Source organism: Nocardiopsis halophila DSM 44494, assembly GCF_000341245.1.
In the GTDB taxonomy this organism is placed as follows: Bacteria; Actinomycetota; Actinomycetes; order Streptosporangiales; family Streptosporangiaceae; genus Nocardiopsis_A; species Nocardiopsis_A halophila.
In genome coordinates, this window is the sequence record NZ_ANAD01000037.1 from 1 (window position 1) to 26,280 (window position 26,280).

Below are 26,280 nucleotides of genomic sequence, written 5' to 3' on the forward strand. Positions count from 1 at the left end.
CGGGCCAGGTGATGGACGCGCGCGGAGGGAGGGGCGCCGCCGCAGTACACCTCGTGGACGGTGGTCCACGCGCCGGGGGCGGACTCCTACCGGGCGGCGCGGTCGTCGATGGCCTGCAGGTGGTGTTCGAAGAGCGCCCAGGCGGTAGCGAGCAGGCCGAGGAGTAGGCGCACGCGGGGTCCGGTATCCGTCACACGCGCATTCTCACAGGCGGGGCAGGGTCAGGCCGAGCGGTGGATGCGCAGGGGGCCCGCGCTCTGGACGGTCGGCATCAGTTCCACGGTGTTGATGTTGACCCGGGCGGGCTGGGACACCGCCCAGGCCACGGCCTCGGCGACGTCCTCGGGGGTGAGCGGGTCGGTGTCGCGGTAGGGGGCGCTCGCGCGCTCGGTGTCGCCGGAGAAGCGGACCTCGGAGAACTCGGTGCCCGCGGTGAGGCCGGGCTCGACGCAGGTCACCCGCACGCCGGTGCCGTGCAGGTCGGCGCGCAGGTTGCGGCTGAACTGGTGGACGAACGCCTTGGTCGCCCCGTAGACGTTGCCGCCCGGGTAGGCGTGGTGGGCGGCGACCGAGCCGATGTTGACGACGTGGCCGCCGCCGCGCTCGACCATGCCGGGCAGCAGGGCGTGCGTGCAGTACATGAGGCCCGCGCAGTTGGTGTCGACCATGCGCCGCCACTCCTCGGGGTCGGCCTCCTGTGCCGGGCCCAGGCCCAGGGCCAGGCCCGCGTTGTTGACCAGGACGTCGACGCGGGCGAACTCCTCGGGCAGGGACGCGGCGACCCGCTCGACCTCGGCGCGCTCGCACACGTCCAGGGTGAGGGGGTGCAGCAGCGGGCCCAGCTCCTTCTCCAGCTCGGCCAGGCGCTCGGCGCGCCGGGCGGCGGCCACCACCCGGTGGCCCTGTTCGGTGAACCTGCGGGCGATGGCGGCGCCGAAGCCGGAGCTGGCGCCGGTGACGAAGACGGTGCGGTGGTCGGTGCTCATGGGGTGATTGTCCCTACCGCCCCCGGGAGGCCGCGCGGTGAGTGCCGGAATTCCGTGGCGCGCCCCGGAGATTGAATGAGGTTAGGCTAACCGAATAGCATGGGGGGATGCGTCTCCCCCCGGTTCTGCGTGCCGCCCCCGTGACCGTCGCCGCCGTCCTCGCCCTGGCCGGGTGCTCCTCGGGGGCCGGGCCCGATCCGGCGGGGGAGACCCGGACGGTCGAAGGGGCCGGCGGGGCCGTGGAGGTGCCCGCCGACCCCGAGCGGGTCGCCGTGCTCTGGCGGCCCACGCTCTCGGCCGCCACCCGCGTGGGCGCCGATGTGGTCGGCACCCTGGGCGACCCCACCGCCGACGACGGCGCTCTGGCGCCCTTCCTCCCCGACGGGGCCGAGGCCCCGCCGGTGGTCTCCGGGTCCCCGGCCGAGGGCGACGTGGACCTGGAGCGCCTGGCCGAGGCCGAACCCGACCTGATCATCGGCGTCTCCACCGCCCACGGCGCCCAGGCCGAGGCCCTGCCGGAGCTGGAGGCGATCGCCCCCACCGTCCTGCTGGAGTGGACCGGAACCGAGTCCTGGCGCGGGCACCTGTCCGAGGTCGCCGAGGTGCTGGGTGTCCCGGAGGAGGCGGAGGCGGCCGAGGAGGAGTACCGGCGGGCGGTCGGGGACGCCCGCACCCGCATCGAGGACGCGGTCGGCGACCCCGCCTCCGTCGAGGTGTCCCTGCTGCGGCTGCAGAGCCCCCAGGAGATCCGCATCGAGACCCCGGCCTCCTTCCCCGGCCAGATCGCCGACGACCTGGGCCTGGCCCGCCCCGAGGGCCACCAGGAGCCCGACGCCGACCGCGACTTCGTCTCCGAGAGCTACGAGAACCTGGACCGGGCCGACGCCGACGTGCTGTTCGTGCTCTCGGGCAGCGGGTACGAGGACGCCCCCGACTCCTTCGGCTCGGGGGTGTGGGCCGAGCTGGGCGCGGTCCGCGACGAGCGGGTCTACGCCGCCGACTACGACCACTGGGGCGCCTCGAACCACTACGCCGCCCTCCGTGTGGCCCGGGACCTGGCCGACGGGGTCACCGGGGAGGCCGAACCGGCGCTGTGACGGACGAGCGGGGATTTTCGCGAACTCAGGGTGTTCGCCCGCCCTCGCGCAGTAGTGTCCCTCCATGCCTGTCTCCCCCGAACACCGAACCCGGGTCCAACTGTTCATCGACTGCCCGGACTTCGCCCCCCAACTCCTCACGGAATGCCTGGGCGTACAGCTGCCCGAGTACGACCAGGCGGTCCTGCACAGCGCCGATCTCGGCGAGGCCGTCGCGGTGGAACGCCGTGCGGACTCGGTCGTGGCGCTGCTCAACAACGTGATGATCACCGAGCTGGAACACCACGGCCGCACCGAGATGGTCATCGTCGTCGAGGTCCAGAACGAATTCGTCAAGGGCAAGTTCCGCAGGTGGGCCGAGTACGCTGCGGTCGCCGGCGACAGGAGCGACTGCGACGCCGCCGTCCTCGCCGTCTGTCCGGAGCAGCGGGTCGCCGACCAGTACGGCAAGCGTTTCCGGGTCGGCCCCGAGCACTGGTTCAAGCCCCTCGTCATCGGCCCGTCCACGCTGCCGATGATCACCGACCCCGCCCGGGTGGCCCGCTCCCCGGAGATGGCCGTCCTGGCGGCGGCCTGTCACTCCTCCGCCCCGGGAGTACTGAAAGCCCTGCTCGAAGGGTTCGAAGGCATCGATCCCGAGGTCGCGGCCGAATACACTGAGTACACCCTGACACTGCTCGACGAGGAAGCCCGTAACGAGGTGGAGGAGATCATGTCCACGAGCACCCTGCGGTACCACAGTGCCTACACGGATCGATTCGTCAGGCAGGGCCTTGAGCAGGGCCTCGAGCAGGGCATCGCGAAAGGCAAGGCGGAATCACTGCTCCGGGTCCTGGCGGCGCTGGGACTGGCCGTCTCCGAGGCCGAGCGGGAGCGCATCAGCGCGTGCACGGACCCGGATCAGCTCGACTCCTGGCTCGACCGCGCCGTGACCGCGACCTCCGTCGCCGAGCTGCTGGAAGGCTGATACCGCAGGGGGACCACTCTCCCGCCGCTCCCACTGAGGCGCCCGCCGCCGGCACGGCCCCGCTCATGTCGGGGCCCTGTCGGCGCGGGCGCCTTACTGCGCTTCCGGCATTCCGGCGGCCGCCTTCCCGTCGCGGCGGTCGTGGTCGGCGCGGGCCTGTACGACCTCGTCCATGCGCTCCTCCAGGAAGCCGACCAGGGCCATCAGGTGCACGGCGGTGTCCCGGCCCAGGGGGGTCAGGGAGTACTCCACGTGCGGGGGGATGGGGCGGTGCACCTCGCGGTGGACGAAGCCGTCGCGCTCCAGGGTCTGCAGGGTCTGGGAGAGCATCTTCTCGCTGACGCCGTCCACACGCCGGCGCAGCGCGCCGAAGCGCGCCGGCCCCTGGGCGAGCGCGCCCAGGACCAGCACCGCCCACTTGCCGGTGACGTGCTCCAGCGCCGACCGGGACGGGCAGCGCTTCTGGAACACGTCATAGGCCAGATCCTCGAAGCTCACCCGTGCACGATACCGCCCGCCGCCCGAGCGGCGCCGTGATCCATATCGCATGTACTGTGCTTTTGTAAGTGCTAACCAATGGTTAGTGTTGGCGGTGGATGCACACCGCATCGGAACACCGGATCGAAGGGGACACGGACATGGCCGACATCGCCGTCATCGGAGCCAACGGGACCATCGGATCGCGCATCGTCGACGAGGCGCTGCGGCGCGGGCACACCGTCACCGCCGTCGTGCGCGACCCCGCCAAGGTCGAGCGCCGCGACGCCGGGCTGAGCACGGCCGTCGGCGACGTCCGGGACGCCGCCTCGGTCGCCGAGGCCGCCAAGGGCAAGGACGTGCTGGTCAGCGCCGTCGGCGGCGGCGACGGCCCCGGGCACAGGGACCTCATCGGGCCCGCGGCCCGCACCCTGGTCGAGGCCCTGCGCTCGCTCGGCGACCGGGCCCCGCGGCTGATCATGGTCGGCGGCGCCGGGAGCCTGGCCACCGCCGACGGCTCCCTCGTCTGGGACGCCCCGGGCCTGCCCGAGTGGCTGCTGCAGATCATGCACGCCCACGGCGAGGCGCTGGAGTTCCTGCGCGGCGTGCAGGACGTGCGCTGGACCAGCCTGAGCCCGGCCGCGAGCATCGCCCCCGGCGAGCGCACGGGCTCCTACCGCACCGCCGGCGACACCCTGGTCACCGACGAGGCGGGGGAGAGCCGCATCAGCGCCGAGGACTACGCCGTCGCCCTGATCGACGAGGTCGAGCGCCCGGCCCGCATCGGCGAGCGCTTCACCGTCGGCTACTGAGCCGGCCGTCCGGGCCTGCGGGGCTCTTGCGGCCGGGCGCGGCGCGCGGCAGCATGCCCCGCATGGGCACGGTGGTGGTCACGGACGAACAGGTGCGCCGGGCGGTGCCGATGGCCGAGGCCGTCGACGCCGTCCGCCGGGCCTTCACCGACCTGGCGGCGGACGTCTTCGAGATCCCCGTGCGCACCGTCCTGGGCGGCGGGGCCCACCTGGCCATGCCGGTGCACCACCGGCCCACCGGGACGGCCATCGTCAAGACGCTGGGCCTGGACTTCGACCGCGCCCCCGCCATCACCGGCACCGTCGTGTGGAGCGACCCGCGTCGGGCCCACACCCTGGCCGCCGACGCCGGGGCGCTGACCACCCTGCGCACCGGCGCCGCCAGCGGCGCGGCCACCGACCTGCTCGCCCCGCCCGGGGCCCGCCGCATGGCGCTGATCGGGGCCGGCGGCCAGGCCGCCGACCAGGTCAGGGCCGTGCACACGGTGCGCCCCCTGGCCGAGCTCACCGTCGCCTCGCGCACCCGGGAGCGGGCCGAGGCACTGGTCGCCGCCTTGGCCGCCGAGATGCCCGGGGTGCGGATGCGCACCGCGCCCGACCCCGCCTCCGCGGCCGCCGGGGCCGACATCGTCGCCTGCGCCACCACCGCCGTCGAACCGGTGCTGCGCGCCGCGGACCTGCCCGGGCGGGTGCACGTCAACGCCGTCGGCTCCTTCCGCCCCGCCATGCGCGAGCTCGACGACGACGTGCTGGCCTCCTCGGCCGTGGTGGTCGACGACCTCGGCGCCGTCATGGAGGAGGCCGGCGAGGTGCTGCACGCCCTGGAGACGGGAGCGATCACACGTGCGGACCTGGTGGAGCTGGGGCACGCGCTGAGGCGTGGCCCGCCCGCGGAGCGGTGCGGGCGCACGGTGTTCAAGAGCGTGGGCGTCGCGGTCCAGGACTGGGCGGTGGCGCGGCTGCTCGCCGACCGCTTCCTGTGAGCCCCCCGCCCGCCCGCGGGGCGCTGGAGCTGCACCGGCTGGAGGTCCCCGCACCGCACCGGCTCCCCTTCGCCGCCGGGACCTTCGACTCCATCGGCCCGCTCTCCCGCGCCGACTACCCCCACCGCCACGCCTTCCACGAGATCCTGCTGGTCACCGCCGGCAGCGGACGGCACGTGGTCGACACCCGGCCGCTGCCCATCACCCCGCCCAACCTGGGCGTGCTGGCCGCCGGTCAAGTCCACCACTGGCAGGCCCGCGGCCTGGACGGGTACGTGCTGCTGCTGGAGGACGCCTTCCTGGCCGACCGCCCCGGCGACCGGGAGCTGCTGCGCCGCCTGGCCGCCCGGCGCCCCTGGACCGCGCTGGGCCCGCGCGAGCACGCCGAGGCCGCGGGCGTGGTCACCGAGATCGCCCGCGAGTTCGGCGAGCGGCGCCCCGGAATGGCCGGCGTCGTCCGCGCGCTCTTGCACGTCCTGCTGGTGCGGGCCTGGCGGACGACCGCCGACCTCCCCGCCCCGGCCCCCGGGGCCGCCGCCGGCCTGGCCGCCCGGTTCCTGCAGGTGCTGGAGGGGCCGGAGGCCCTGGAGCCCGGGGCCGGGGTCGAGCGGATCGCCGACGGCCTCGGTGTCAGCCCCGGCCACCTGGGCGAGGCCGTCAAGCGCGCCACCGGCCGCACCCCCGGCGCGCTCCTGCGCCAGGCCCGCCTGCTGGAGGCCGAGCGCCTGCTGGCCTGCACCCGGCTGACCGTCGCCGCCGTCGCCCGGGCCAGCGGGTTCGCCGACCCCGCCTACTTCTGCCGCTTCTTCCGCCGCGAGACCGGGGCCACCCCGGGGGAGTTCCGCGCGCACGCCCGTGCCGAGGTGGGCCCCGCGCCGAGCACAACGGCGCCCGGGGAACGTCCATCGCGCACGGGCGGTGACACGGCGTAGCGTCCGTGTTCCCCGCACCCGAACGCGAGGAGCCCACCGTGGCCGACGAGACCCCCACCCGCAAGACGCTGCTCAAGGCGGCCCTGGCCACCGGCGCCCTGCTGGGCGCCGCGGGCGCCGCCCCCGCCCTGGCCCGGGACCGGGCCGACGGCCGGTCGCTGGAGCCCACCCCGGCCTGCGACGACGGCGACGACCCCACCCCGCCGCAGATGGAGGGCCCCTATTTCACGCCGGGCTCCCCGCGCACCGGCGACCTGGTGGTCCCCGGCGACCCGGGCACGCCGCTGGCGGTGGCCGGGTACGTCTTCACCCGCGACTGCCGCCCGGTCGCCGGGGCCCTGCTCGACTTCTGGCAGGCCGACCACCACGGCGCCTACGACAACGTCGGCTACCGCTACCGGGGCCACCAGTTCACCGGCACCGACGGGGCGTTCGCCCTGACCACCATCGTCCCCGGGCTGTACCCGGGCCGCACCCGCCACCTGCACGTCAAGGTGCAGGCGCCGTCCCGGCGGGTGCTCACCACGCAGCTGTACTTCCCGGGCGAGCCGCGCAACGGCTCCGACCGGATCTTCGACCCGCGCCTGCTGATGGAGGTGCGCCGGGACGGGGCGGGCCGGGCCGCCGCCTTCGACTTCGTCCTGGACCACACGGCCTGACCGCACCGCCTGACCGGGATCTCAGGCCTCCTCCGCCGCCACCGCCCCGGCCACCGAGCCGGACAGGGGCAGGCGGGGGATGAGGACCGCCTGGTAGGCGTGGTAGGCGTCGGGCTTGCCCCGCCACACCGTCGACGAGGGGGAGCCGTCCGGGGCCACCTCGTGGTGCCAGCCGCCCTTGCCGGGGTCGACGTGGTGCTCGCGGATGTAGTCCCACCAGCGCGTGTACCACTGCGCGTACCCCTCGTCGCCGGTGCGCCGGTGCAGCACCGCGGCCGCCGCCGTCGCCTCGGCCGCCACCCAGTGCATGCGCTCGCGGACCACCGGCCGGTCCTGCCAGTCCAGGGTGTACACGAACCCGTCGGCCCCGTCGGCCGCCCACCCGTGCTCGCAGGACAGGGCGAACAGCCGCCGCGCGGCGTCCACCAGCCACGGCGGCCCGCCCGCCCCCAGGGCGGACTCCAGGTTCACCAGCAGGCGCGCCCACTCCAGCCAGTGCCCCACGGTCGTGCCGTAGGGGCGGAAGGGGTCGGCCGGGGCGTCGGCGTTGTAGTCCAGCAGCGTCTCCCACTGCGGGGTGAAGTGCTCGGGCAGGCGCCAGCCGTTGGCCGCGGTCTTGTCGCGGATGAGCCGGTCGGCGATGCCCAGCGCGCGCTGGCGCCAGATCTCCCGGCCGGTGGCGTCCGCGGCGGCCAGGAACGCCTCCACCATGTGCATGTTGCTATTGGCGCCGCGGTAGGCCTCGCATCTGCGCCAGGTGCGGTCCCAGCCCTCCACGCACAGTCCTTCGACGGCGTGGAAGAAGCGCCGCTCGACCGTCTCCAGCGCCTCGTCCAGCAGTTCCGCGCCGCCGGGACGGCGGGCCTGCGCGGCGCTGGAGGCGGCCAGCACCACGAACGCGTGCTCATAGCCGGCCTTGGCGCCGTCGCCGGGGGCGCTGGAGGAGTACCAGCCGCCGTGCTCGGCGTCGCGCAGCCGCCCGCGCAGCGCCTCCAGGCCGTGGTCGGCCAGGGCCGCCGCCTCGGGGTCGCCGCGCAGGTGCGCCAGGGAGAACACGTGCGTCATCCGGCAGGTGATCCAGGTGTGGGCCACGCCGTCGGGGACGGGGCGGCCCTCCTCGTCCAGCCAGCCGAAGCCGCCCTCGGGCAGCGCGGCCGCGCGGGCGAAGGCGACCGTGCGCTCTTCCTCGGCCTGGAGCCATTCGGTGGGGGGTTCCATCATCCTCCGTTCAGCCGCGCTCGGCACCGGGCGGATCACCCGGCACCGGTCCGAATCCTCCCATGCCGCCACCGGCGGCGACCCGGTATGTGCGGCTGGAGTCCGCCGCTGTCGGGCATGACGTTGGTGGCCGGCGCACACGCGGTGCCCCCGACCGGCCCCGGGCCCGAGAGAGAGGCAGCATGCACGACGACCGGAAACTGGTGGAGGACCGGGTCTCGCGCGTCCTCGAGGAGCGCATCCGCCCCGCCGTGTACCCCGAGACCGCGCCCATGGAGACCGCCCGGTGGGACGCCCCCGGCGAGCCCGTCCCCGTCGCCGAGGGCCTGGCCGCGCCCTACCGGCCGGCCGGTCCCGGGGAGCCGTGGGGGCCGCCCTGGGGCACCACCTGGTTCCGCATCCGCGGGCGCGTCCCCGAGGCCTGGGCGGGGCGCACCGTGGAGGCCGTGGTCGACCTGGGCTTCGACGGGCACATGCCCGGCTTCCAGTGCGAGGGGCTGGCCTACACCGCCGACGGGGCGGTGGTCAAAGGGCTGAGCCCGCGCAACCGGTGGCTGCGCGTCGCCTCCTCGGCTCAGGCGGGGCAGCCGGTGGAGTACTTCGTGGAGGCCGCCGCCAACCCCGTGGTGCTGGGGGCGCCCCCGTTCCGGCCCACGGAGCTGGGCGACCGGCGCACCGCCCCCGACCGGCCGCTGTACCGGGTGCGCTCGGTGGACCTGGCCGTCTTCGACCCGGGGGTGTGGCACCTGGTGCACGACATCGAGGTGCTCGACCAGATGATGCGCGAGCTGCCCGCGGGCGCGCCGCGCCGGTGGGAGGTGCTGCGGGCCCTGGAGCGTGCCCTGGACGCCCTCGACCTGCAGGACGTGCCCGGCACCGCGGAGGGGGCCCGCCGCGTGCTCGCCCCGGTGCTGGCCTCCCCGGCCGAGGCGGGCGCGCATCGGATCTCGGCGGTGGGCCACGCCCACATCGACTCGGCGTGGCTGTGGCCGCTGCGCGAGACGGTGCGCAAGGTGGCGCGCACCGCCGCCAACGTCACGGCGCTGATGGACGACCACCCCGGCCTGGTCTTCGCCATGTCGCAGGCCCAGCAGCTGGCGTGGATCAAGGAGCACCGGCCCGAGGTGTACGCCCGGGTCGAGGAGAAGGCGGCCGAGGGGCGGTTCGTCCCGGTGGGCGGCATGTGGGTGGAGGCCGACACCAACATGCCCGGAGGGGAGGCCATGGCCCGCCAGTTCGTCTTCGGCAAGCGCTTCTTCTCCGAGGAGTTCGGGGTGGACACCAAGGAGGTGTGGCTGCCCGACTCCTTCGGGTACTCGGCGGCGCTGCCGCAGATCGTGCGCCTGGCCGGGGCCGAGTGGTTCCTGACCCAGAAGATCTCCTGGAACCGCACCAACCCCTTCCCGCACCACACCTTCCTATGGGAGGGCATCGACGGTACCCGCGTGTTCACCCACTTCCCGCCGGTGGACACCTACAACTCCGAGCTGTCGGGCGCGGAGCTCGCGCACGCGGTGCGCAACTTCCGCGACAAAGGGGCGGCGACCCGGTCGCTGGTGCCCTTCGGGTGGGGTGACGGCGGCGGCGGGCCCACCCGGGAGATGCTGGGCCGCGCCGACCGGCTGGCCGGCCTCGAGGGCTCGCCCCGGGTGCGCGTGGAGCGGCCCGACGCCTTCTTCGCCGCCGCGCGCGCGGAGTACCCCGACCCGCCGGTGTGGCTGGGGGGGCTCTACCTNCCGCCGGTGTGGCTGGGCGAGCTCTACCTGGAGCTGCACCGGGCCACCTACACCAGCCAGGCCCGCACCAAGCAGGGGAACCGGCGCAGCGAGCACCTGCTGCGCGAGGCCGAGCTGTGGGCGGCGACCGCGGCGGTGCGCACGGGGGCCGGCTACCCCTACGAGCGCTTGGAGCGGGTCTGGCGCACGGTGCTGCTGCACCAGTTCCACGACATCCTGCCGGGCACCTCCATCGCCTGGGTGCACCGGGAGGCGGCCGAGGCCTACGAGGGGATCGCCCACGAGCTGGAGGAGGTCATCGGCGGTGCCCAGGCGGCCCTGCTCGACGCCGTCCCCGGCCCCGAGGGCCCCGGCGCCCCCGCGGTCTTCAACGCCTGCCCGCACGAGCGCGACGGCGTCCCCGCCCTGGGCGCGGGCCCGGCCACCCGCGCCGGGGACACCGGCGGGGCCGTGCGGCACACCCTCGACGGGGACGCGCACGTGCTCGACAACGGGTCGGTGCGGGCCGTCATCGGCCCGGACGGGCTGCTGCGCTCGGTCGTCGACCTGCGGGCGGACGGCGGGCGGGGGCGCGAGGCCCTGGCACCGGGCGGGCGCGGCAACCTGCTGCAGATCCACCCCGACCTCCCGAACATGTGGGACGCCTGGGACGTGGACTCCTTCTACCGCAACACCGTCACCGACCTGGACGGCGCCGATGACGTGTCCGCCGAGCCGCTGGAGGGCGGGGCGTGGGCGGTGACCGCCCGGCGGAGCTTCGGCTCGTCCACGGCCGTCCAGCGCACGGTGCTGCGCCCGGGGGCGGCGCGGGTGGACATGGACACGGAGGTGGACTGGCGCGAGACCGAGAAGTTCCTCAAGGCGGCCTTCCCCCTGGACGTGCGCGCCGACGAGGCCGCCTCGGAGATCCAGTTCGGGCACGTGCGCCGTCCCACGCACACCAACACCTCCTGGGACGCGGCCCGGTTCGAGACCTGCGCGCACCGGTGGATCCGGGTGGCCGACCCCGACTACGGGCACGCGCTGGTCAACGACTCCACCTACGGCCACGACGTGACGCGGGACGTGCGCGGCGACGGCGGCACCACGACGGCGGTGCGGCTGTCGCTGCTACGGGCGCCGCGCTTCCCCGACCCGCGCACCGACCACGGGCCCCACCGGTTCGGCTACGCGCTGCTGCCCGGCGCGGCCGTGGCCGACGCGGTCCGTGAGGGGTACCGCATCAACCTGCCCGAGCGCACCGCCGAGCGGGGCGGGTCGGTCGCGCCGCTGGTGCGTGTGGAGGAGGACGGGGTGGTGGTGGAGGCGGTCAAGCTCGCAGACGACCGCTCCGGCGACGTGGTGGTGCGCCTGTACGAGGCCCGCGGGGCGCGGGCGTCCACCCGGGTGGGGTTCGGCTTCGACGCGGGCAGGCCCGCCCGGGTCGACCTGCTCGAACGCCCCCTGGAGGGCGCCGCCGGGCCGGTGCCCGACGGCGACGGGTGGCACCTGTCGCTGCGCCCCTTCGAGATCGCCACCCTGCGCGTACCGCGTAGCCTGTAACGCCCCCATCCCACCGCAGTGACCGCACGTGCGTCGGGAGGAGATCGAGATGAAGGGTCATGGGGCGGCCGTCCTCGCAGGAGCCGGGGCCCTGGCGGCGGCCGCCGCGGGGTGCGGCGCCGCACAAGGGGCGCAAGGCGCCTCGGGGAACCAGGGAGCCCAAGGGGACGGCGCCGACCTGCCCTCACGGGTGGTGTGCGAAGCGAACTACCGGGCCGGCGACACCGGCGCCGGGCAGGAGGACACCACCCTGGAGGCCGAACGCACCGACGATATGGCCGGTGCCGAGGACACCGCCGAGTTCGAGGAGTTGAGCATCGCGCTGAGGTACATTGGCGAGGCGCCCGAAGGCCGCATGATCTCCGTAGACGTCACCGATGCCACCGGGGACCGCATCGCGCGCGACCTGTACCAGATCGGCACCCCGGCCGTGCAGGACATCGCGTTCAGCGGCGGCCACGGGTTCACCGGCCTGTCGTACGTCCACAGCGGTGAGGCCACCCTGCAGTACTGGTGCACCGCCGAGGAGTGAGGCCCCCGCGCGTCCCGGCCCCTGGTGGGCCGGGGTGCGCGCTCCGGAACGGGACCCGAGAGGGCGTCATTCCGCTTCGGCGTGGTGCCGGTTCACCCGGGCCAGGAGGTCGGCCAGCACGGCCCGCTCGTCCGGGGTGAGCGGCGAGAACGCCCGCTGTTGGACCTCCTGCACACGCGCGTCCAGCTCGTGCAGGGCCCGTTCGCCGTTGCCGGTGAGGACGACCGTGTTGCGGCGCCGGTCGGCGGGGTCGGGGGCGCGGCGCACCAGCCCTCGCGCGGTCAGGTCGTCCAGGGCCGCCACGACGTCGCTGCGGTCCATCCCGCAGGCCTGCCCCAGCGCGGCCTGGCTGGCCGGACCGAGCTCGGCCGCGGCGGCCATCAGCGCGTAGTGGTGGGTGCGGTACTCCCCGAGCCCTTCGGCCACCAGGCGCTGGACCTGGGCGGCCGTGCGGGTGAGCAGGCGGCTGGGCAGGCGGCGCAGCCGTTCGGGGGGCTGTGCGGCGGGTCGGGCGGTCATGCGGGAATCCTAGCCGACTATTGGCAGCACCAACGAATTCGTGTACGGTCGCCGCCATGAACGTTGGTGTGACCAATGAAAAGAGCGGCGGGAACGCCGCGGAGGACACCGTGGCCCGCCTCGCGGACCGCGCCGAGATCACCGACCTGCTCTCCCGGCACGGCCGGTGGCTGGACGACAAGAGCTTCGACGACGTGCGGAGCGTCTTCACCGAGGACGCCGTGGTCGTCGTCGGCTCCGGCGAGGTGCAGGGCGCGGACCGCGTCGCCGGGCTGGCCGCGCGCAGCCACGGCCCGTTCGCGCGCACGCACCACCTGACGACCAACCCGCTGGTGGAGGTCGAAGGCGACCGCGCCGTGCTCGGCGCCCAGCAGCTCGCGGTGTTCTGCCGGGAGGGGGAGGCCCCCGAATTCACCGTAGGCGAGGAGTACCGGATGGAGGCGGTCCGCACCCCCGAGGGCTGGCGCCTGTCCCGGCTGGAGGGGGAGGGGCTCTGGCGCCTCGACCACGGGACCGGAGGAGGAGCATAGGAGCTGGGAAAGGCGGCGGCGCCCGTGCCCGGAGGGGTGCTCCGGGCACGGGCGCCGCATGAGCCAATCTCGGCAGGCGCTTTGGAGTTGCTGACACCACTATCCGCGCCCAGTCGCTCACGCATGATGTCCCCATGCGTCAGCGACCAGGGTGGAAGAAGTAGAGACTCAGCGGGTGTCTTCGTCGACTAGCGCAGGAGGGCACCCGCTCTACTGAGCGATCACGGCTCTCACCGGGAAGTGATCATCCTCTTCGTTGATATCCCGCTCAAAACCACGAGGATTCAAAACCTTCCTGGAAGGGTCGTAGATGATGGCGAAGAGGGCGCTGGCATCTGGATGAGCTTTGTATCGGAGGATGTCTTCGGCGAGCTCGTTGCCAAGTTCTTTGCGGCCGAGTCCGTTACGAGTCATCTTGGCTTCGACGGCAATTCGAACGTCTTTGATAATGAAATCGATTCGCGTATTCGCTCCTGCTCGGCTGGGACTGTAGTCCTCCGGGCGGACATCATCGAAGTGAAGCACCAGCAGCGCATGGAGGACTCGTTGCAGGTCATACTCATCACGAATGCTGATCCCGTCGCGTCCCTGAGTCTGCTCAGCTAGAGCTGCCAGAGCAAAGGGCAGCCGCTCCATCATCGCCTGCAGCTGATCGAGCACCTCGGCTATGTCACTACCGATGCCCATGCGTTCGTATGCATTTAGTAGAGCTTGCCTCTGCTCCAGTAATGGCTCACGAAATCTTGAATTAAAGGGGTTAAGCATTGGGTCGATGGGAAGTGATTCATTGTCTTGCGGTTCTTTGTAGAGAGGGTTCGGCTTAAGTGGATTTCCTATGAATGCTTTAATTCGACCATTGTACCAAGCTCCCTCGTACGCTGATTTGAATCCAGACAGCAAGTCATCCGGAAGTAGTGTATGGCATTTTGCGTACCACGACCCGTATTGCTGCTCCAGCTCACGGGCCAGCTCTTCCGGTCGCTCTTCATTCGGGTCCTGAATGCGTTTCGCCAGGGATTCGAGATCGTTAGCCTGGTCGATCAGCTTCGACAGCTGTTCCCGCTTCTTTGGTGCCACTCTCACACCCCCTGATCTATCCTAGCGTGGAGTATGCGCCCACCGAGAGGAGATCCGCTAGGCGTCGTCCTCGTTCATGCTGGCCGCTGTCGCGTGCCCCTCACCCAAAAGCTGGACAATGCGCCCCGACATCTCAGCGATGTCGCAAGCCAGCTTGAGCGCTGCCTCGCCAAGCTTGCCGATCTGCCGCCCCTCTACCGCATCTGCGACGACCAGCGGCGCCGCCTCCTCGACCAGGACCCCCCAAGACGACGACAGGCCCCTTCCCGAGCCGGGGAAGGGGTCCGAGTCACGGGATCCCGTAGACGCCCTACTCACCGATCCGCCCGGCATGCGGGAGGTCGTGGGCTCTCGTAGGGCGTCTCTGGCGGGGGCTACAGGCCCAGCAGGTGCTCGATGCCCGCCATGCCGAAGTCGGCGGCGAACACCGCGGTCAGGATCCACATCAGCCAGCCCACCTCGCGGTACCTGCCCATGGCGGTCTTGATCACGGTGTAGGCCACGATGCCCGCGCCGATGCCGGTGGCGATGTCGTAGGTGAACGGCATCAGGGCGATGGTCAGGAACGCCGGGACCGCGACCGAGATGTCGCTCCACTCGATGGCCCCCACGCCCGTCATCATCATGGCCCCCACCAGGACCAGTGCGCACGAGGCCGCCTGTCCGGGCACCATCCCGAACACCGGGGAGAACAGGATCGCCAGCAGGAACAGCCCGCCGGTGACCAGGCTGGCCAGCCCGGTCCGGGCGCCCTCGCTGACGCCCGCGGTGGACTCCACGAACACCAGGGTGGCCGAGGAGCTGGTCACGCCGCCGACCACGGCGCCGGCGCCGTCGGTGCCCAGGATCTGGTTGGTCCGGGGCATCTGGCCCATCTCGTCGGTCAGCCCCGCCTTGTTGCCCACCGCCAGCACGGTGCCCAGCGCGTCGAAGAACCCCGCCAGGATGAGGGTGAACAGGATGACCGCCGCGCTGGCCGGCCCGGCCTGGGTCCAGGCCCCGAACAGGTCGACCTGGAAGAACAGGCTGAAGTCGGGGGCGATGAACAGGGTCTCGGGCAGCCGCGGCGCCGAGCCGCCCCAGGTGTCGTCGCCCAGCTGGAAGACGTAGGTCACGGCGACGGCGATGACCGTGGCGGTGACGATCCCGTAGAAGATCGCCCCGGGCACGTTGCGGGCCAGCAGGATCGCCGAGACCAGCAGCCCGATGACGAACACCACCACCGGCCAGCCCGCCAGGTGCCCGGTGGCGCCCAGCTGCAGCAGGCTCCCGTCGCCGGCGCTGACGAAGCCGGCGTTGGCCAGCCCGATCAGCGCCACGAACATGCCGATGCCCACGCCGATGGCGAGCTTGAGGTTGTGCGGCAGCGCGTTCATCACCGCGGTGCGCACCCCGGTGACCACCATCAGGATGATCGCGATCCCCTGCCAGACCACCAGGCCCATCGCCTGCGGCCAGGTCATCTGGGGGACCGCCTGGTAGGCCACCACCGCCATGACGCCCAGGGCGGCGGCCAGCGCGATGGGCGCCCGGCCCACCACGCCCATCAGGATGGTGACGATGCCCGCCGACAGGGCGGTCATCGTGGTCAGCTGCTCGAAGGTGGGGGCGTATCCGTTGATGTCCTGGGCCCCGCCGAGCACGATGGGGTTCAGGACGATGATGTAGGCCATGGCCATGAAGGTGGTCAGGCCTCCGCGGATCTCCCGCCCGTAGGTGGAGCCGCGTTCGGTCACGAAGAAGAACCGGTCGAGCCAGGATCGATCGGTCCCGGAGGCCGCCGCCGGTTCGGGCGCCGGCCCCTTCGCGTCGAGTCGGGTCATGTCCCCTCCTGGAGGGAAGTCGGGTCCGGGCCTGCCCGGCCCGGTACCGTGTGCGGGGGGTTGATTACACTGTGTGATCTTCCGTGGGTGCGCCCGGACGAGGCGCGTCCACGGAGGACCGGGGGCCTCCTGGGACCGGAGGCTGCCCGTCCCGGCACCGAGGGCGCCGGCGGACCGGGACGGGCAGGATCGTGGCGGAACCGCGCCGGGCTACAGCTCGATGCCCACGATGTCCTCGGGGCGCACCGGGGCGTGCGTCAGCGCGCGCCCGGTGGCGTCCCGGACCGCGGCGACGATCGCCGGGGTCGACGAGAGCGTCGGCGGCTCGCCCGCGCCGCGCAGCCCGTAGGGCGCGTTGGGGTCGGCGTGCTCCAGCACGTCGATCCGCATCGGCGGGGTGTCCAGGATGGTGGGGATCAGGTAGTCGGTGAAGGAGGGGTTGCGGATCTGGGAGTCCTGGACCTGGATCTCCTCCATCAGGGCCAGGCCCAGCCCCTGGGTGGAGCCGCCCTGGATCTGCCCGGCCAGCTGCTGGGGGTGCATGACCTTGCCCACGTCCTGCACCGCGTCCAGCGCCACCACCTTGACCAGGCCCAGCTCCACGTCCACGTCGACCACGGCGCGGTGCACGCACATGCCGAACTGGGTGTGGGAGTCGCCCTGGCCCAGCGTCGGGTCGAGCATCCGGGTGGGCCGGTGGTGGAACTCGCGGGTCTCCTCCACCGCGGCGCCCTCCAGCACATCGGCCAGCGGCGCGAGCGGCCCGTCGGTGTCCGAGACCAGCTTGCCGCCCTGCAGCGACAGCCCGGAGTCGGGGTGGCCCGGCGGCACCAGGCCGCGCTCGCGGGCCAGCTCGAACACCCGGGAGCGCACCGCCTCGCAGGCGGTCTTGACCGCCCCGCCGGTCATGTAGGACTGGCGCGAGGCCGAGGAGGACCCGGCCGAGCCGACCTGGGTGTCGGAGGGGTGGATGGTCACCCGCTCCACGCCCAGCTCGGTGCGGGCGATCTGGCCCTTGACGGTGACCAGCCCCTGGCCGACCTCGGCGGCGGCGGTGTGCACCATCGCCGCCGGCTCCCCCCCCNCCCGGGCGGTGGAGTAGTCGTCGAACCCCTCGGAGAAGCAGAGGTTCTTCAGGCCCACCCCGTAGCCCACGCCGCGCACCACGCCCTCGCCGTGGGTGGTGTTGGCGACCCCGCCGGGCAGGGTGCGCAGGTCGGACGGGTCGGGGAGCTGCTCGCGGGTCGGCGGCAGCGGCATGTCCTTGGCGCGCTGCAGCATGTCGGCCATGGGCAGCGGAGTGTCCATGAGCTGCCCGGTGATGATCCGCGATCCCTGCTTCATGGCGTTCTTGATCCGCAGGTCCACCGGGTGCATGCCCAGCTCGGCGGCGAGCTTGTCCATCTGCGACTCGTAGCCGAAGCAGGCCTGCACCGCGCCGAACCCGCGCATCGCCCCGCACGGGGGGTTGGTGGTGTACACGCCGTAGGCGTCCACCTTGACGTTGGGCACCTCGTAGGGGCCGATGCCCAGCGAGGAGGCCACGCCCACCACCGCGGGGGTCGCCGAGGCGTAGGCGCCGCCGTCGACGACGATCTCCAGGGTGGCGTAGAGCAGCGTGCCGTCCTCGGCGGCGCCGTGCTCGAAGCGCATCTTGGCCGGGTGCCGGTGCACGTGGCCGTAGAAGGACTCCTCGCGGTTGTAGACGATCTTGACCGGGCGTCCGGTGTGCAGCGCCAGCATGCACGCGTGGATCTGCATGGACAGGTCCTCGCGGGCGCCGAACGCCCCGCCCACCCCGGCCAGGGTCAGCCGCACCCGGTCCTCGGGCAGGCCCAGGGCCGGCGCGATCTGGCGCTGGTCGACGTGCAGCCACTGGGTGGCGATGTACAGGTCCACGCCCCCGTCCTCGGCGGGCACCGCCATGCCCGACTCCGGACCCAGGAAGGCCTGGTCCTGCATGCCCACCTCGTACTCGGTGGAGACCACCGCGGCGGCCTGCGCGCGCAGCCCCTCCACGCCGCCGCCCTCGGTGAAGGCCCCGGTGCGGATGGGCTGGTGGCGCACGACGTTGCCGTGCTGGTTGTACTCGGCGTGCACGGGCAGGGAGCCCTCCTCGTGCACCAGCGGGCAGTCGGGGTCGAAGGCGGCCCGCCGCGAGTCCGAGACCGGGTCGAGCACCTCGTAGTCGACCTTGACGCGCTCCAGGGCGCGGCGCGCGGTCTCGGGGTGGTCGGCGGCCACGATCGCCACCGCCTCGCCCTTGTAGCGCACCTTGTCGAAGGCCAGGACCGGCTGGTCCTGGTACTCCAGCCCGTAGCGCTTCTCCCCGGGCACGTCCTCGTGGGTGAGGACGGCGTGCACGCCGGGGAGCTTGAGCGCCTCGGTGGTGTCGATGCCGAGGATGCGGGCGTGCGGGTGGGGGCTGCGCAGGGTCATCCCCCAGAGCATGTCCTCCATCCACATGTCGGAGGAGTAGGCGAACTCGCCGGTGACCTTGAGCGTTCCGTCGGGGCGGCGGGGGCTGGCGCCCACCCCGTCCCGGGTGGTGCTGGACAGGTCGCCCGGGGCCCGGGTCGCGGTGCCGGACATCACCGGCTCACCTCCTGGGTCAGTCGTCGGTGGGCGGCGCGGCCGGCCTCGGCGGCCTCGCCGTGGGAGACGGTGCGCAGCTCGCCGCGCTCGACCACGGTGCGGCCGCCGACCAGCAGCCGCTCCAGGGGCGGGACCGGGCCGAACGCCAGGGCCACCACCGGGTCGTCGATCACGTCGTGGCCGAAGCCGTCGATGCGCCAGAGTGCGATGTCGGCGAGCTTGCCCTGCTCCAGGGAGCCCAGCTCGTCCTGGCGGCCGAGCACCCGGGCGCCGCCCAGGGTGGCCATGTGCAGGGCCTGGCGCGCGGTGAGCGCCTGGGGGCCCTTGCGGGCGCGGGCCATCAGCAGCGCCTGGTGCATCTCGCCGGCCAGCAGCGTCAGCTCGCTGGAGGCGGGCCCGTCCACGCCGAGGCCGACGGGGACCCCGGCGGCCAGCAGCTCGGTGGTGCGGCAGATGCCCGCGCCCAGCCGGGCGTTGGAGGTGGGGCAGTGGGCGATGCCGGTGCCGGTCTCGGCGATGCGCGCGATGGCGGCGTCGGACAGGTGGACCGCGTGCGCGAACCACACGTCCTCGCCCAGCCAGCCCAGCTTCTCGGCGTACTCCACCGGGGTGCAGCCGAACTCGGCGGCGCACTTGTCCTCCTCGTCGAGGGTCTCGGCGAGGTGGGTGTGCAGCCGCACCCCCTTGGCGCGCGCCAGCTCGGCGGCGCCGCGCATCAGCTCACTGCTGACCGAGAACGGCGAGCAGGGCGCCACCGCCACCCGGGTCAGGGAGCCGAAGGAGGCATCGTGGTGGGCGTCGATCGCCGCGGCGGTGCCCTCCAGGGCCCCGTCCAGAGTCTCCACCACCGAGTCCGGCGGCAGCCCGCCCTGCGCGTGCCCGCGGTCCATCGACCCGCGGGCCAGGTCCAGGCGGATGCCGACCCGGCGGGCCGCCTCCACCTCGGCGGCGGCGATGTCGCCGCGCCCGGCGGGGTAGATGTAGTGGTGGTCCGAGGCGGTGGTGCAGCCCGACAGGGCCAGCCAGGCCGTCCCGGCGGTGGTGGTGCCGGCGACGGTCTCGGCGTCCAGCCGGTGCCACATCTCGTAGGAGCCCACCAGCCACTCGAACAGCGTGCCGTCGGCGAACAGCCCCTGGGTGGCCCACTGGTAGAGGTGGTTGTGCGTGTTGACCAGGCCGGGGGTGGCCACGCACCCGCGGCCGTCGATGCGGCGCGCCCCGGGCACGTCCGGGGCCGCGCCCGACCCCACGCGCGTGATGCGCCCGCCCTCGGCCACGATGTGTCCGGCGGCGTACTCGGCGCCGCCGACCGTGGCGATGTAGGCGCCGTCGATGACGACGGTCTCGGCGCTCATGCGGCACCGCCCGCCTTGGCGGCCTCGCGCTCGGCGGCCACCCGCACCGCGTCGATGATCTTCTCGTAGCCGGTGCACCGGCACAGGTTGCCGGCCAGGGCCTCGCGGATCTCGGCGTCCTCGGGGACGTCCCGGCCCGCGCCCACGGTGCGCGCGATCAGGTCGTCGGTCTGCACCAGCAGGCCGGGGGTGCAGAATCCGCACTGCACGGCGCCCATCTCCACGAACGCCTCCTGGACGGTGCCCAGGCGCTTCTCATCGCCCTCGCCGCCCTGGTCGGCCAGGCCCTCCACGGTGCGCACGTCGCGCCCGTGGGCCTGCCCGGCGGCGACCATGCACGAGCAGGCGGTCACCCCGTCCAGGTAGACCGTGCACGAGCCGCACTCGCCCTGCTCACAGGCGTTCTTGCTGCCGGGCAGGCCCATGCGCTCGCGCAGCACGTACAGCAGGCTCTCGCCGGCCCACACGTCCTCGGCGGTGGCCTCTTCTCCGTTGACGGTGAACGTCACGCGCATCGGGCGTCTCCCCTCGGGTCCTGCAGGCTCTTGCGGTGGTCGGTGACCGACCAGGACAGGGCGCGGCGCGCCATCACGCCCACGGCGTGCCGGCGGTAGTCGGCCGAGCCGCGCTGGTCGTCGATGGGGCGGGCGACCGAGGAGACCAGTTCGCCGAAGCGGCGCACCACGGCCTCGTCCAGTACCGAGCCGCCCTCCCAGTCGAACTCGGCGGCCAGGAACTCCTCGGCCTCGGGGGCGCGGACCGGGGTGGGGGCCACCGAGCCCAGCCCGGTGCCCACGGTGCGCTTCTCGGTGTCCAGGGCCAGGCTGAAGTTGGCCACCGCGATCACCATGGCGTTGCGGGTGCCGATCTTGCAGAAGTGCTGCGGCCCGGCCGGGCGGGGCAGCAGCACCGCGGTGATCAGCTCGTCGTCCTGGCGGGCGGTGCGGCGCAGCCCCAGGTAGAACTCGCGGGCCGGGACGGTGCGGGTGCCGCGCACCGAGGCCAGTTCGATCCGGGCGTCGGTGGCCAGCAGCACCGGGTGCGACTCCCCGGCGGGGGAGGCGCCGCCCAGGTTGCCGCCGACGGTGCCCCGGTTGCGGATCTGCGGGGAGGCCACCGACCGGGAGGCCTGGGCCAGGGCCGGGGCGCGCTCGCCCAGCTCGGCGATGATCCGGGTGTAGGGGACGCCCGCCCCCAGCCGCACCCCGTCGCCGTCGGGGGCCCACCGGGCCAGCTCCGGGACGCCGGTCAGGTCGATCAGCGCCGGCGGGCGGTGCTTGTCGAAGTTCAACTCGACCATCACGTCGGTGCCGCCCGTGATCGGCACCGCGTCGGGGTGCTCGCTCTTGGCGGCCAGCGCTTCCTCCAGCGTGGAAGGGCGCAGGAAGTCCATACTCGTCCTCGTCGTCGCGCGGGCGGACGGTCGGGCCGTCTGCCGTGTGGTCTACGCCGGGTGTGTATGTGAAGTAGAACACCGGCGAACAGGGTGCGGCCACCCGGTGAACCCATGAACCGGAGCGCTGGTCGCGGGCGGTGCTTCGTTGTTTCCTACAACACGTCATGGTGGGTTAACGTGGCCGCCACGCGGCGGCGCCGCGACGAGACGAAGGGACCCCATGCGGCTCGGCGAACTGCTCTCCATCCCCCGGCTGAGGCTGCGCTTCATCAGCGGGGCCGACCAGGCCCACCGTGCCATCCGCTGGGCCTACACCACCGACCTGCTGCGCCCCGCCCGCTACCTGACCGGCGGCGAGCTGGTGCTGACCGGCATGATGTGGCGCAACGGCCCCCAGGACTCGGAGGTCTTCGTGGCCTCGGTGGTCGAGGCGGGCGGGGCCGCGGTGGGCGCCGGGACCGCGCTGGGCGAGATCCCGCGCGACCTGGTTGAGGCCTGTGAGCGGCACGGCGTGCCGCTGCTGGAGGTGCCGGCCGAGACCTCCTTCGGCGCGGTGACCGAGGAGGTGCTGCGGCTGATCAACCGGCACCGCTTCACCACCATCGCCGAGAACCGGGACCGGCACCGCCGGATGATGGCCGAGGTCGCCGCCGGGGCCGACTTCCCGGCGGTCTTCGCGGCCGCCGCCGAGCAGGCCCGGCTGCGCGCCTGGGTGGTCTCCAGCACCGGCCGCTCGGTGGCCGGCGCCGGCCCGGAGCTGGACGGGCGGGCCCGCGCCGAGCTGGCGGCCCGCGCCCTGTCCTGGCCCTCGTTCCCGCGCAGCACCGAGCTGCCGGAGCGGGCGCTGACGGTGATGCCGGTGCAGACCCGCGACTCCCACCCGCTGGCCGGGTGGCTGCTGGTGTGCGAGGGCCGCCACGAGGACTGGGAGGAGGAGGTCCACGAGGCCGTCGCCGAGCTGGCCTCGATCGCGGTGCTGGCCCGCAGCAGGGAGGAGGAGCGGGCGCTCAACGACGCCCGGCACGCCGAGGCGCTGCCCCGGCTGCTGGAGGAGCAGCGCCAGGAGGAGGTCGAGGCGCTGCTGCGGGCCGCGGGCGGCCGGGAGCGGGGCGGGGGCCACGTGGTGGTCAGCGCGGCGCTGGCGCCCGAGCCGCGCCTGGCGGACCTGGCCCGCCGGGTGGCGGGCGAGCTGCTGGCCGAGCGGCCCGGGGCGGTGGTCACCGGGGACGCCGACGTGCTGGCGGTGGTGCCGGTCCCCGACCCGGGGCAGGCGGGGGCCCAGGCCGTCGAGGAGCTGCGCGGGGAGCTGGAGCGCGGGGCGCGCGCCCTGGAGCCGGGGCTGGTGGACTACCGCCTGGCGGTGGGCATCGGCTCCACCCCGCGCGAGCTGGGCGACCTGCGCGGGGCGGCGGCCGAGGCGCGGCACGCCCGCCGGCTCGCCGGGCTGCGCCCGGGGCGCGCCCAGGTGATCGCCGGCGCCGAGATCGACTCCCACGAGCTGCTGCTGGCCTCGGTGCCCGAGGAGGTGCGGGCCTCCTACCGGGAGCGGCTGCTGGGGCCGCTGCTGGCCTACGACCGGGACCACCGTTCGGAGCTGGTGGAGACGCTGGAGCGGTTCCTGGAGCACTCGGGGTCCTGGCAGCGCTGCGCCTCGGCGATGCACGTGCACGTCAACACGCTGCGCTACCGCATCGGCCGGGTGGAGGAGCTGACCGGCCGCGACCTGAGCCGCCTGGAGCACCGCGTGGACCTGTTCCTGGCCCTGCGCCTGCGGGGTGAGGCGGGTCTGCGGGGGTGAGGCGGACGGCCGAAGCCTGCACGACGCCCTCGACGCGCTCCCCGGCACCGGGCCCGCCGAGGTCGGGTAGGGGCCGCGAGGGGCGGTCGCGGAGATTCCTCCTTCGCGTGTGCATGCCCCGCCCCCCGTCGGGTTAGGGCCCGGGACAAGGCGCGAGGGCGACGACCCGACGCCCCGCGCCGGCGCCCGGACCTCCGCCCGGGCGGGACCGCCTCGAAGGACGGCGCCAGGGTTCTGGGGGGTGCCCCGGTGCCGCCGAGGCGGTCGGGGGGAATGCAGCGGAGGGCGCTCGGTGCCCGGTCCCGCCGCCGCGGCGGGACCGGGCGCCCGGGGACACGGCAGTGGACCCCTCGAGGACGAGCCCGACCGGAGGAGGGGCGATGCCCACCCAGACCCAGGAGTTCCTGCGCACCCACCCGCGCGGCGTCGGCGGCGACGCCGAGCTGGTCTCCAGCGCCATCGAGCGGCTCGCCGCCTGCGCCCAGGCCTGCACGGCCTGCGCCGACGCCTGCCTGGGCGAGCGCGACGCCGCCGACCTGATTCCGTGCGTGCGGATCAACCAGGACTGCGCCGACGTGTGCGAGGCGGCGCTGCACGTGCTCTCCCGGCGCACCGCGGTCGACCCGCTGCTGCAGCGCGGCCTGCTGTCGGTGTGCGCCGAGTACTGCCGTGCCTGCGCCGAGGAGTGCCGGCGCCACGCCGACCGGCACGAGCACTGCGCCCTGTGCGCCGACACCTGCATGCTGTGCGAGGACGCCTGCACTCGCCTGATGGCCCGGATCGGCTGAACCGCCGGGGCCGACGGCGGCCACCGGAAGGAGGGGGACATGCCGGGACGACGGGAACTGCCGGACACCCTGCGCCGTTCGCCGCGCAAGGCCCAGGACACCTGGATCGAGGCGCACGACTCGGCGGTGGAGCAGTACGGGGAGGGGGAACGGGCGCACCGCGTCGCCTACGCCGCGCTCAAGCACACCTTCGAGAAGGTGGGCGACCACTGGGAGCGCAAGAAGGGCGGCCGCAAGGGGCCCTCGGACGAGCGCGCCTCGGACCCGCGGGCCCGCCGCAAGGAGGGGAGCGAGGGCACCGCCGGCGGTGTCGACGCCGCCGCGTCCAAACGGCGCCTGTACGAGCGCGCCCGGGAACTGGGCGTCGAGGGCCGCTCGAAGATGGACAAGGACGAACTGGTCGCCGCGCTGGAGAAGGCGAGCCGGACACGGACCGGCCGGGCGAGGGGGCGGTAGGCCGGAGCGGCACGCGAAACGGCACGCGAGGGGCCGCCCCGCACGGGGCGGCCCCTCGCCTCGGTTCGGCCCGGTTCGCCTCGGACCGGCCTCAGACGTTGTTGCCCTCGGCCGCGCTGATGTCGGCCAGGGCCGACCGCGGGTCGCGCTCCACGGCCAGGTCGCCCAGGGACACCACGCCCAGGGGGCGCCCCTCCTCGACCACGGGGAGCCGGCGGACGCTGTGCTCGCGCATCAGCCGCACCGCCTCGCCCACCCGCGTCTGCGGGCCGACCGTCACGGTCTGCCCGGTGAAGGCCCGCTCCACGGTCTCCTGTGCACAGTCCGCCCCCTCGGCCACGCAGCGCACCGCGACGTCGCGGTCGGTGACCAGCCCGCGCAGCCGGCCGTCCTCGGTGATGAGGACGTCGCCGATGTCCTTGTCGCGCATGATCCGGGCCACCTCGCGCAGCGTGGTGCCGGGCGAGGCGGTATAGGGCGGGGTCGTCATGACCTCGCGAACGGTCTCGGCCATGGTGGCCTCCCCTCACAACTCCTCTGCGATGCGGTCTCCGGGCCGCTACCAGACAGCGGCCGTGTGAAACGCGGCCCGCCCCCGTACGTCCGCCGCCGTGTTCGGCGCCGGCGGCGCGGGGGTAGTGGGCGCGGGCGGCGGCATCCGCCGCCGCGCGGATCCGGAACCGAGGAGGCGGGACGTGACCGAGACGCAGGAGGCCGGGGAGCCGGGGGCCGCGCAGGGGAGGGAGTCGCACGCGGGGCGGCGGCTGGCCCGCTGGGTCAGCAGCACCGACCACAAGGTCATCGGGCAGCTGTACGTGGCCACGTCCTTCGGGTTCTTCCTGGTGGCAGGCCTGATGGCGATGGTGGTCCGGGCCGAGCTGATGTGGCCCGGCATGCAGGTGGTCACCAGCGAGGAGTACAACCAGCTGTTCACCATGCACGGCACGGTGATGATGCTGCTGTTCGCCACCCCCCTGTTCGCCGGGTTCGCCAACCTGGTCATGCCGCTGCAGATCGGCGCCCCCGACGTCGCCTTCCCCCGGCTCAACATGTTCAGCTACTGGCTGTTCCTGTTCGGCGGGCTGATCCTGCTCGCCGGCTTCGGCACGCACGGCGGCGCGGCCGACTTCGGCTGGTTCGCCTACACCCCGCTCTCGGACGAGGTCCGCTCCCCGGGCCTGGGCGGGGACCTGTGGGTGATCGGGCTGCTGGTGTCGGGGCTGGGCACCATCCTGGGCGCGGTCAACTTCATCACCACCATCGTGGTGATGCGCGCCCCCGGCATGACCGCCTTCCGGATGCCGCTGTTCACCTGGAACACCCTGTTCACCAGCGTGCTCATCCTGATGGCCTTCCCCGTGCTGACCGCAGCGCTGGCGGCGCTGGGCGCCGACCGCATGATCGGCACCCGGGTCTACGCCCCCGAGCACGGCGGCGCCATCCTGTGGCAGCACCTGTTCTGGTTCTTCGGGCACCCGGAGGTCTACATCATCGCGCTGCCGTTCTTCGGCATCATCACCGAGATCATCCCGGTCTTCAGCCGCAAACCGCTGTTCGGCTACAAGGGCATGATCGGGGCGACCATGGCCATCGCCGGGCTCTCGATGGTGGTGTGGGCGCACCACATGTTCCCCACGGGCGCGGTGCTGCTGCCCTTCTTCTCCGCCCTGTCGTTCCTGATCGCCGTGCCCACCGGGATCAAGTTCTTCAACTGGATCGGCACGATGTGGCGCGGGCAGCTGGTGATGGCCTCCCCGATGCTGTTCTCCCTGGGGTTCCTGGCCACGTTCCTGTTCGGCGGCCTGACCGGGGTGCTGCTGGCCTCCCCGCCCATCGACTTCCACGTCACCGACACCTACTTCGTGGTGGCCCACTTCCACTACGTCGTCTTCGGCACCGTGGTCTTCGCGATGTTCGCCGGGTTCTACTTCTGGTGGCCCAAGTTCACCGGGATCATGCTCGACGAGAGGCTGGCCAAGCTCCACTTCTGGCTGCTGTTCCT

24 protein-coding genes are annotated in these 26,280 nt (G+C 73.5%); 13 read left to right on the forward strand and 11 right to left on the reverse strand.

The genetic code is table 11. The features are described from left to right. Positions 1–221: 221 nt before the first annotated feature. Positions 222–986 carry an SDR family NAD(P)-dependent oxidoreductase gene (locus D450_RS0104455; RefSeq protein ID WP_017537473.1) on the reverse strand — a complete coding sequence of 255 codons (765 nt, stop codon included), beginning with the start codon at positions 984–986 and terminating at the stop codon, positions 222–224. A gap of 107 nt (positions 987–1,093) precedes the next feature. Here D450_RS0104455 and D450_RS0104460 point away from each other — a divergent pair, with 107 nt between their 5' ends. Both D450_RS0104460 and D450_RS0104465 read left to right on the forward strand, forming a co-directional pair. After that, a complete protein-coding gene (locus D450_RS0104460) occupies positions 1,094–2,083 on the forward strand; it encodes an ABC transporter substrate-binding protein (RefSeq protein WP_193789649.1) in 990 nt (329 codons plus the stop codon). A 64-nt stretch (positions 2,084–2,147) separates the two neighbouring features. After that, positions 2,148–3,050 (forward strand): hypothetical protein, encoded by a 903-nt coding sequence (locus D450_RS0104465; RefSeq protein ID WP_017537475.1) that lies wholly within the window; start codon positions 2,148–2,150, stop codon positions 3,048–3,050. 93 nt (positions 3,051–3,143) lie between these two features. Here the strand turns inward: D450_RS0104465 and D450_RS0104470 are convergent, their stop codons facing one another. Further along, positions 3,144–3,548 (reverse strand): winged helix-turn-helix transcriptional regulator, encoded by a 405-nt coding sequence (locus D450_RS0104470; RefSeq protein WP_017537476.1) that lies wholly within the window; start codon positions 3,546–3,548, stop codon positions 3,144–3,146. Positions 3,549–3,688: 140 nt separating this feature from the next. Between D450_RS0104470 and D450_RS0104475 the strand changes: the two genes are divergently transcribed. The 4 genes from D450_RS0104475 to D450_RS0104490 all read left to right on the forward strand — a co-directional run bounded on the left by D450_RS0104475 (position 3,689) and on the right by D450_RS0104490 (position 6,913). After that, positions 3,689–4,339, forward strand: coding sequence for an NAD(P)-dependent oxidoreductase (locus tag D450_RS0104475; protein WP_026128379.1), 651 nt, complete (start codon positions 3,689–3,691; stop codon positions 4,337–4,339). 62 nt (positions 4,340–4,401) lie between these two features. Beyond that, positions 4,402–5,322: an ornithine cyclodeaminase family protein gene (locus D450_RS0104480; RefSeq protein WP_026128380.1), complete on the forward strand. Its 921-nt coding sequence runs from the start codon at positions 4,402–4,404 to the stop codon at positions 5,320–5,322. Then, the gene (locus tag D450_RS0104485) at positions 5,319–6,254 is read left to right on the forward strand and encodes a helix-turn-helix domain-containing protein (protein ID WP_017537479.1); all 936 of its coding nucleotides are present in this window, start codon (positions 5,319–5,321) and stop codon (positions 6,252–6,254) included. Before D450_RS0104480 ends, D450_RS0104485 begins: the two co-directional genes overlap by 4 nt. Before the next feature lie 38 nt (positions 6,255–6,292). Further along, a complete protein-coding gene (locus tag D450_RS0104490; RefSeq protein ID WP_017537480.1) occupies positions 6,293–6,913 on the forward strand; it encodes a dioxygenase family protein in 621 nt (206 codons plus the stop codon). Positions 6,914–6,934: 21 nt separating this feature from the next. Here D450_RS0104490 and D450_RS0104495 read toward each other — a convergent pair whose 3' ends face one another. Beyond that, positions 6,935–8,134 (reverse strand): AGE family epimerase/isomerase, encoded by a 1,200-nt coding sequence (locus tag D450_RS0104495; protein ID WP_026128381.1) that lies wholly within the window; start codon positions 8,132–8,134, stop codon positions 6,935–6,937. 179 nt (positions 8,135–8,313) lie between these two features. Between D450_RS0104495 and D450_RS0104500 the strand changes: the two genes are divergently transcribed. Then, a complete protein-coding gene (locus D450_RS0104500; RefSeq protein ID WP_017537482.1) occupies positions 8,314–11,409 on the forward strand; it encodes an alpha-mannosidase in 3,096 nt (1,031 codons plus the stop codon). 49 nt (positions 11,410–11,458) lie between these two features. Continuing rightward, the gene (locus tag D450_RS0104505; protein WP_083932538.1) at positions 11,459–11,941 is read left to right on the forward strand and encodes a hypothetical protein; all 483 of its coding nucleotides are present in this window, start codon (positions 11,459–11,461) and stop codon (positions 11,939–11,941) included. A gap of 66 nt (positions 11,942–12,007) precedes the next feature. Here the strand turns inward: D450_RS0104505 and D450_RS0104510 are convergent, their stop codons facing one another. After that, on the reverse strand, positions 12,008–12,460 hold the full coding sequence (locus D450_RS0104510; protein ID WP_017537484.1) for a MarR family winged helix-turn-helix transcriptional regulator: 453 nt from the start codon (positions 12,458–12,460) through the stop codon (positions 12,008–12,010). Positions 12,461–12,516: 56 nt separating this feature from the next. On the opposite strand from D450_RS0104510, the gene D450_RS0104515 reads away from it, so the two are divergent. Beyond that, positions 12,517–12,990, forward strand: a complete 474-nt coding sequence (locus tag D450_RS0104515; RefSeq protein WP_241483053.1) for a nuclear transport factor 2 family protein — start codon at positions 12,517–12,519, stop codon at positions 12,988–12,990. A gap of 210 nt (positions 12,991–13,200) precedes the next feature. On the opposite strand, the gene D450_RS33200 is transcribed toward D450_RS0104515, so the two are convergent. The 6 genes from D450_RS33200 to D450_RS0104555 all read right to left on the reverse strand — a co-directional run bounded on the left by D450_RS33200 (position 13,201) and on the right by D450_RS0104555 (position 21,233). Then, positions 13,201–14,067, reverse strand: coding sequence for a PD-(D/E)XK nuclease domain-containing protein (locus tag D450_RS33200; RefSeq protein ID WP_152520795.1), 867 nt, complete (start codon positions 14,065–14,067; stop codon positions 13,201–13,203). A 374-nt stretch (positions 14,068–14,441) separates the two neighbouring features. Beyond that, positions 14,442–15,890 carry an NCS2 family permease gene (locus tag D450_RS0104535; protein ID WP_017537489.1) on the reverse strand — a complete coding sequence of 483 codons (1,449 nt, stop codon included), beginning with the start codon at positions 15,888–15,890 and terminating at the stop codon, positions 14,442–14,444. A 210-nt stretch (positions 15,891–16,100) separates the two neighbouring features. Next, entirely contained in the window at positions 16,101–18,482 is a 2,382-nt protein-coding gene (pucD, locus tag D450_RS0104540) for a xanthine dehydrogenase subunit D (RefSeq protein ID WP_017537490.1), read from the reverse strand. Continuing rightward, positions 18,482–19,840 (reverse strand): 8-oxoguanine deaminase, encoded by a 1,359-nt coding sequence (locus D450_RS0104545; protein ID WP_017537491.1) that lies wholly within the window; start codon positions 19,838–19,840, stop codon positions 18,482–18,484. Before D450_RS0104545 ends, pucD begins: the two co-directional genes overlap by 1 nt. After that, complete coding sequence (locus tag D450_RS0104550) at positions 19,837–20,355, reverse strand: (2Fe-2S)-binding protein (RefSeq protein WP_017537492.1); 519 nt, start codon at positions 20,353–20,355, stop codon at positions 19,837–19,839. The genes D450_RS0104545 and D450_RS0104550 overlap by 4 nt, the downstream gene beginning before the upstream one ends. Then, the gene (locus tag D450_RS0104555; RefSeq protein ID WP_017537493.1) at positions 20,346–21,233 is read right to left on the reverse strand and encodes an FAD binding domain-containing protein; all 888 of its coding nucleotides are present in this window, start codon (positions 21,231–21,233) and stop codon (positions 20,346–20,348) included. Before D450_RS0104555 ends, D450_RS0104550 begins: the two co-directional genes overlap by 10 nt. Positions 21,234–21,456: 223 nt before the next feature. On the opposite strand from D450_RS0104555, the gene D450_RS0104560 reads away from it, so the two are divergent. The 3 genes from D450_RS0104560 to D450_RS0104570 all read left to right on the forward strand — a co-directional run bounded on the left by D450_RS0104560 (position 21,457) and on the right by D450_RS0104570 (position 24,278). Further along, entirely contained in the window at positions 21,457–23,034 is a 1,578-nt protein-coding gene (locus tag D450_RS0104560; protein WP_017537494.1) for a PucR family transcriptional regulator, read from the forward strand. 380 nt (positions 23,035–23,414) lie between these two features. Then, on the forward strand, positions 23,415–23,822 hold the full coding sequence (locus D450_RS0104565) for a hypothetical protein (protein WP_017537495.1): 408 nt from the start codon (positions 23,415–23,417) through the stop codon (positions 23,820–23,822). A gap of 39 nt (positions 23,823–23,861) precedes the next feature. Continuing rightward, positions 23,862–24,278 carry a ChaB family protein gene (locus tag D450_RS0104570; RefSeq protein WP_017537496.1) on the forward strand — a complete coding sequence of 139 codons (417 nt, stop codon included), beginning with the start codon at positions 23,862–23,864 and terminating at the stop codon, positions 24,276–24,278. Between the two features lie 91 nt (positions 24,279–24,369). Here D450_RS0104570 and D450_RS0104575 read toward each other — a convergent pair whose 3' ends face one another. Continuing rightward, a complete protein-coding gene (locus tag D450_RS0104575) occupies positions 24,370–24,792 on the reverse strand; it encodes a CBS domain-containing protein (protein WP_017537497.1) in 423 nt (140 codons plus the stop codon). Between the two features lie 181 nt (positions 24,793–24,973). Here D450_RS0104575 and D450_RS29415 point away from each other — a divergent pair. After that, the coding region (locus D450_RS29415; protein WP_017537498.1) for a cytochrome c oxidase subunit I at positions 24,974–26,280 on the forward strand (1,307 nt) is incomplete at its 3' end.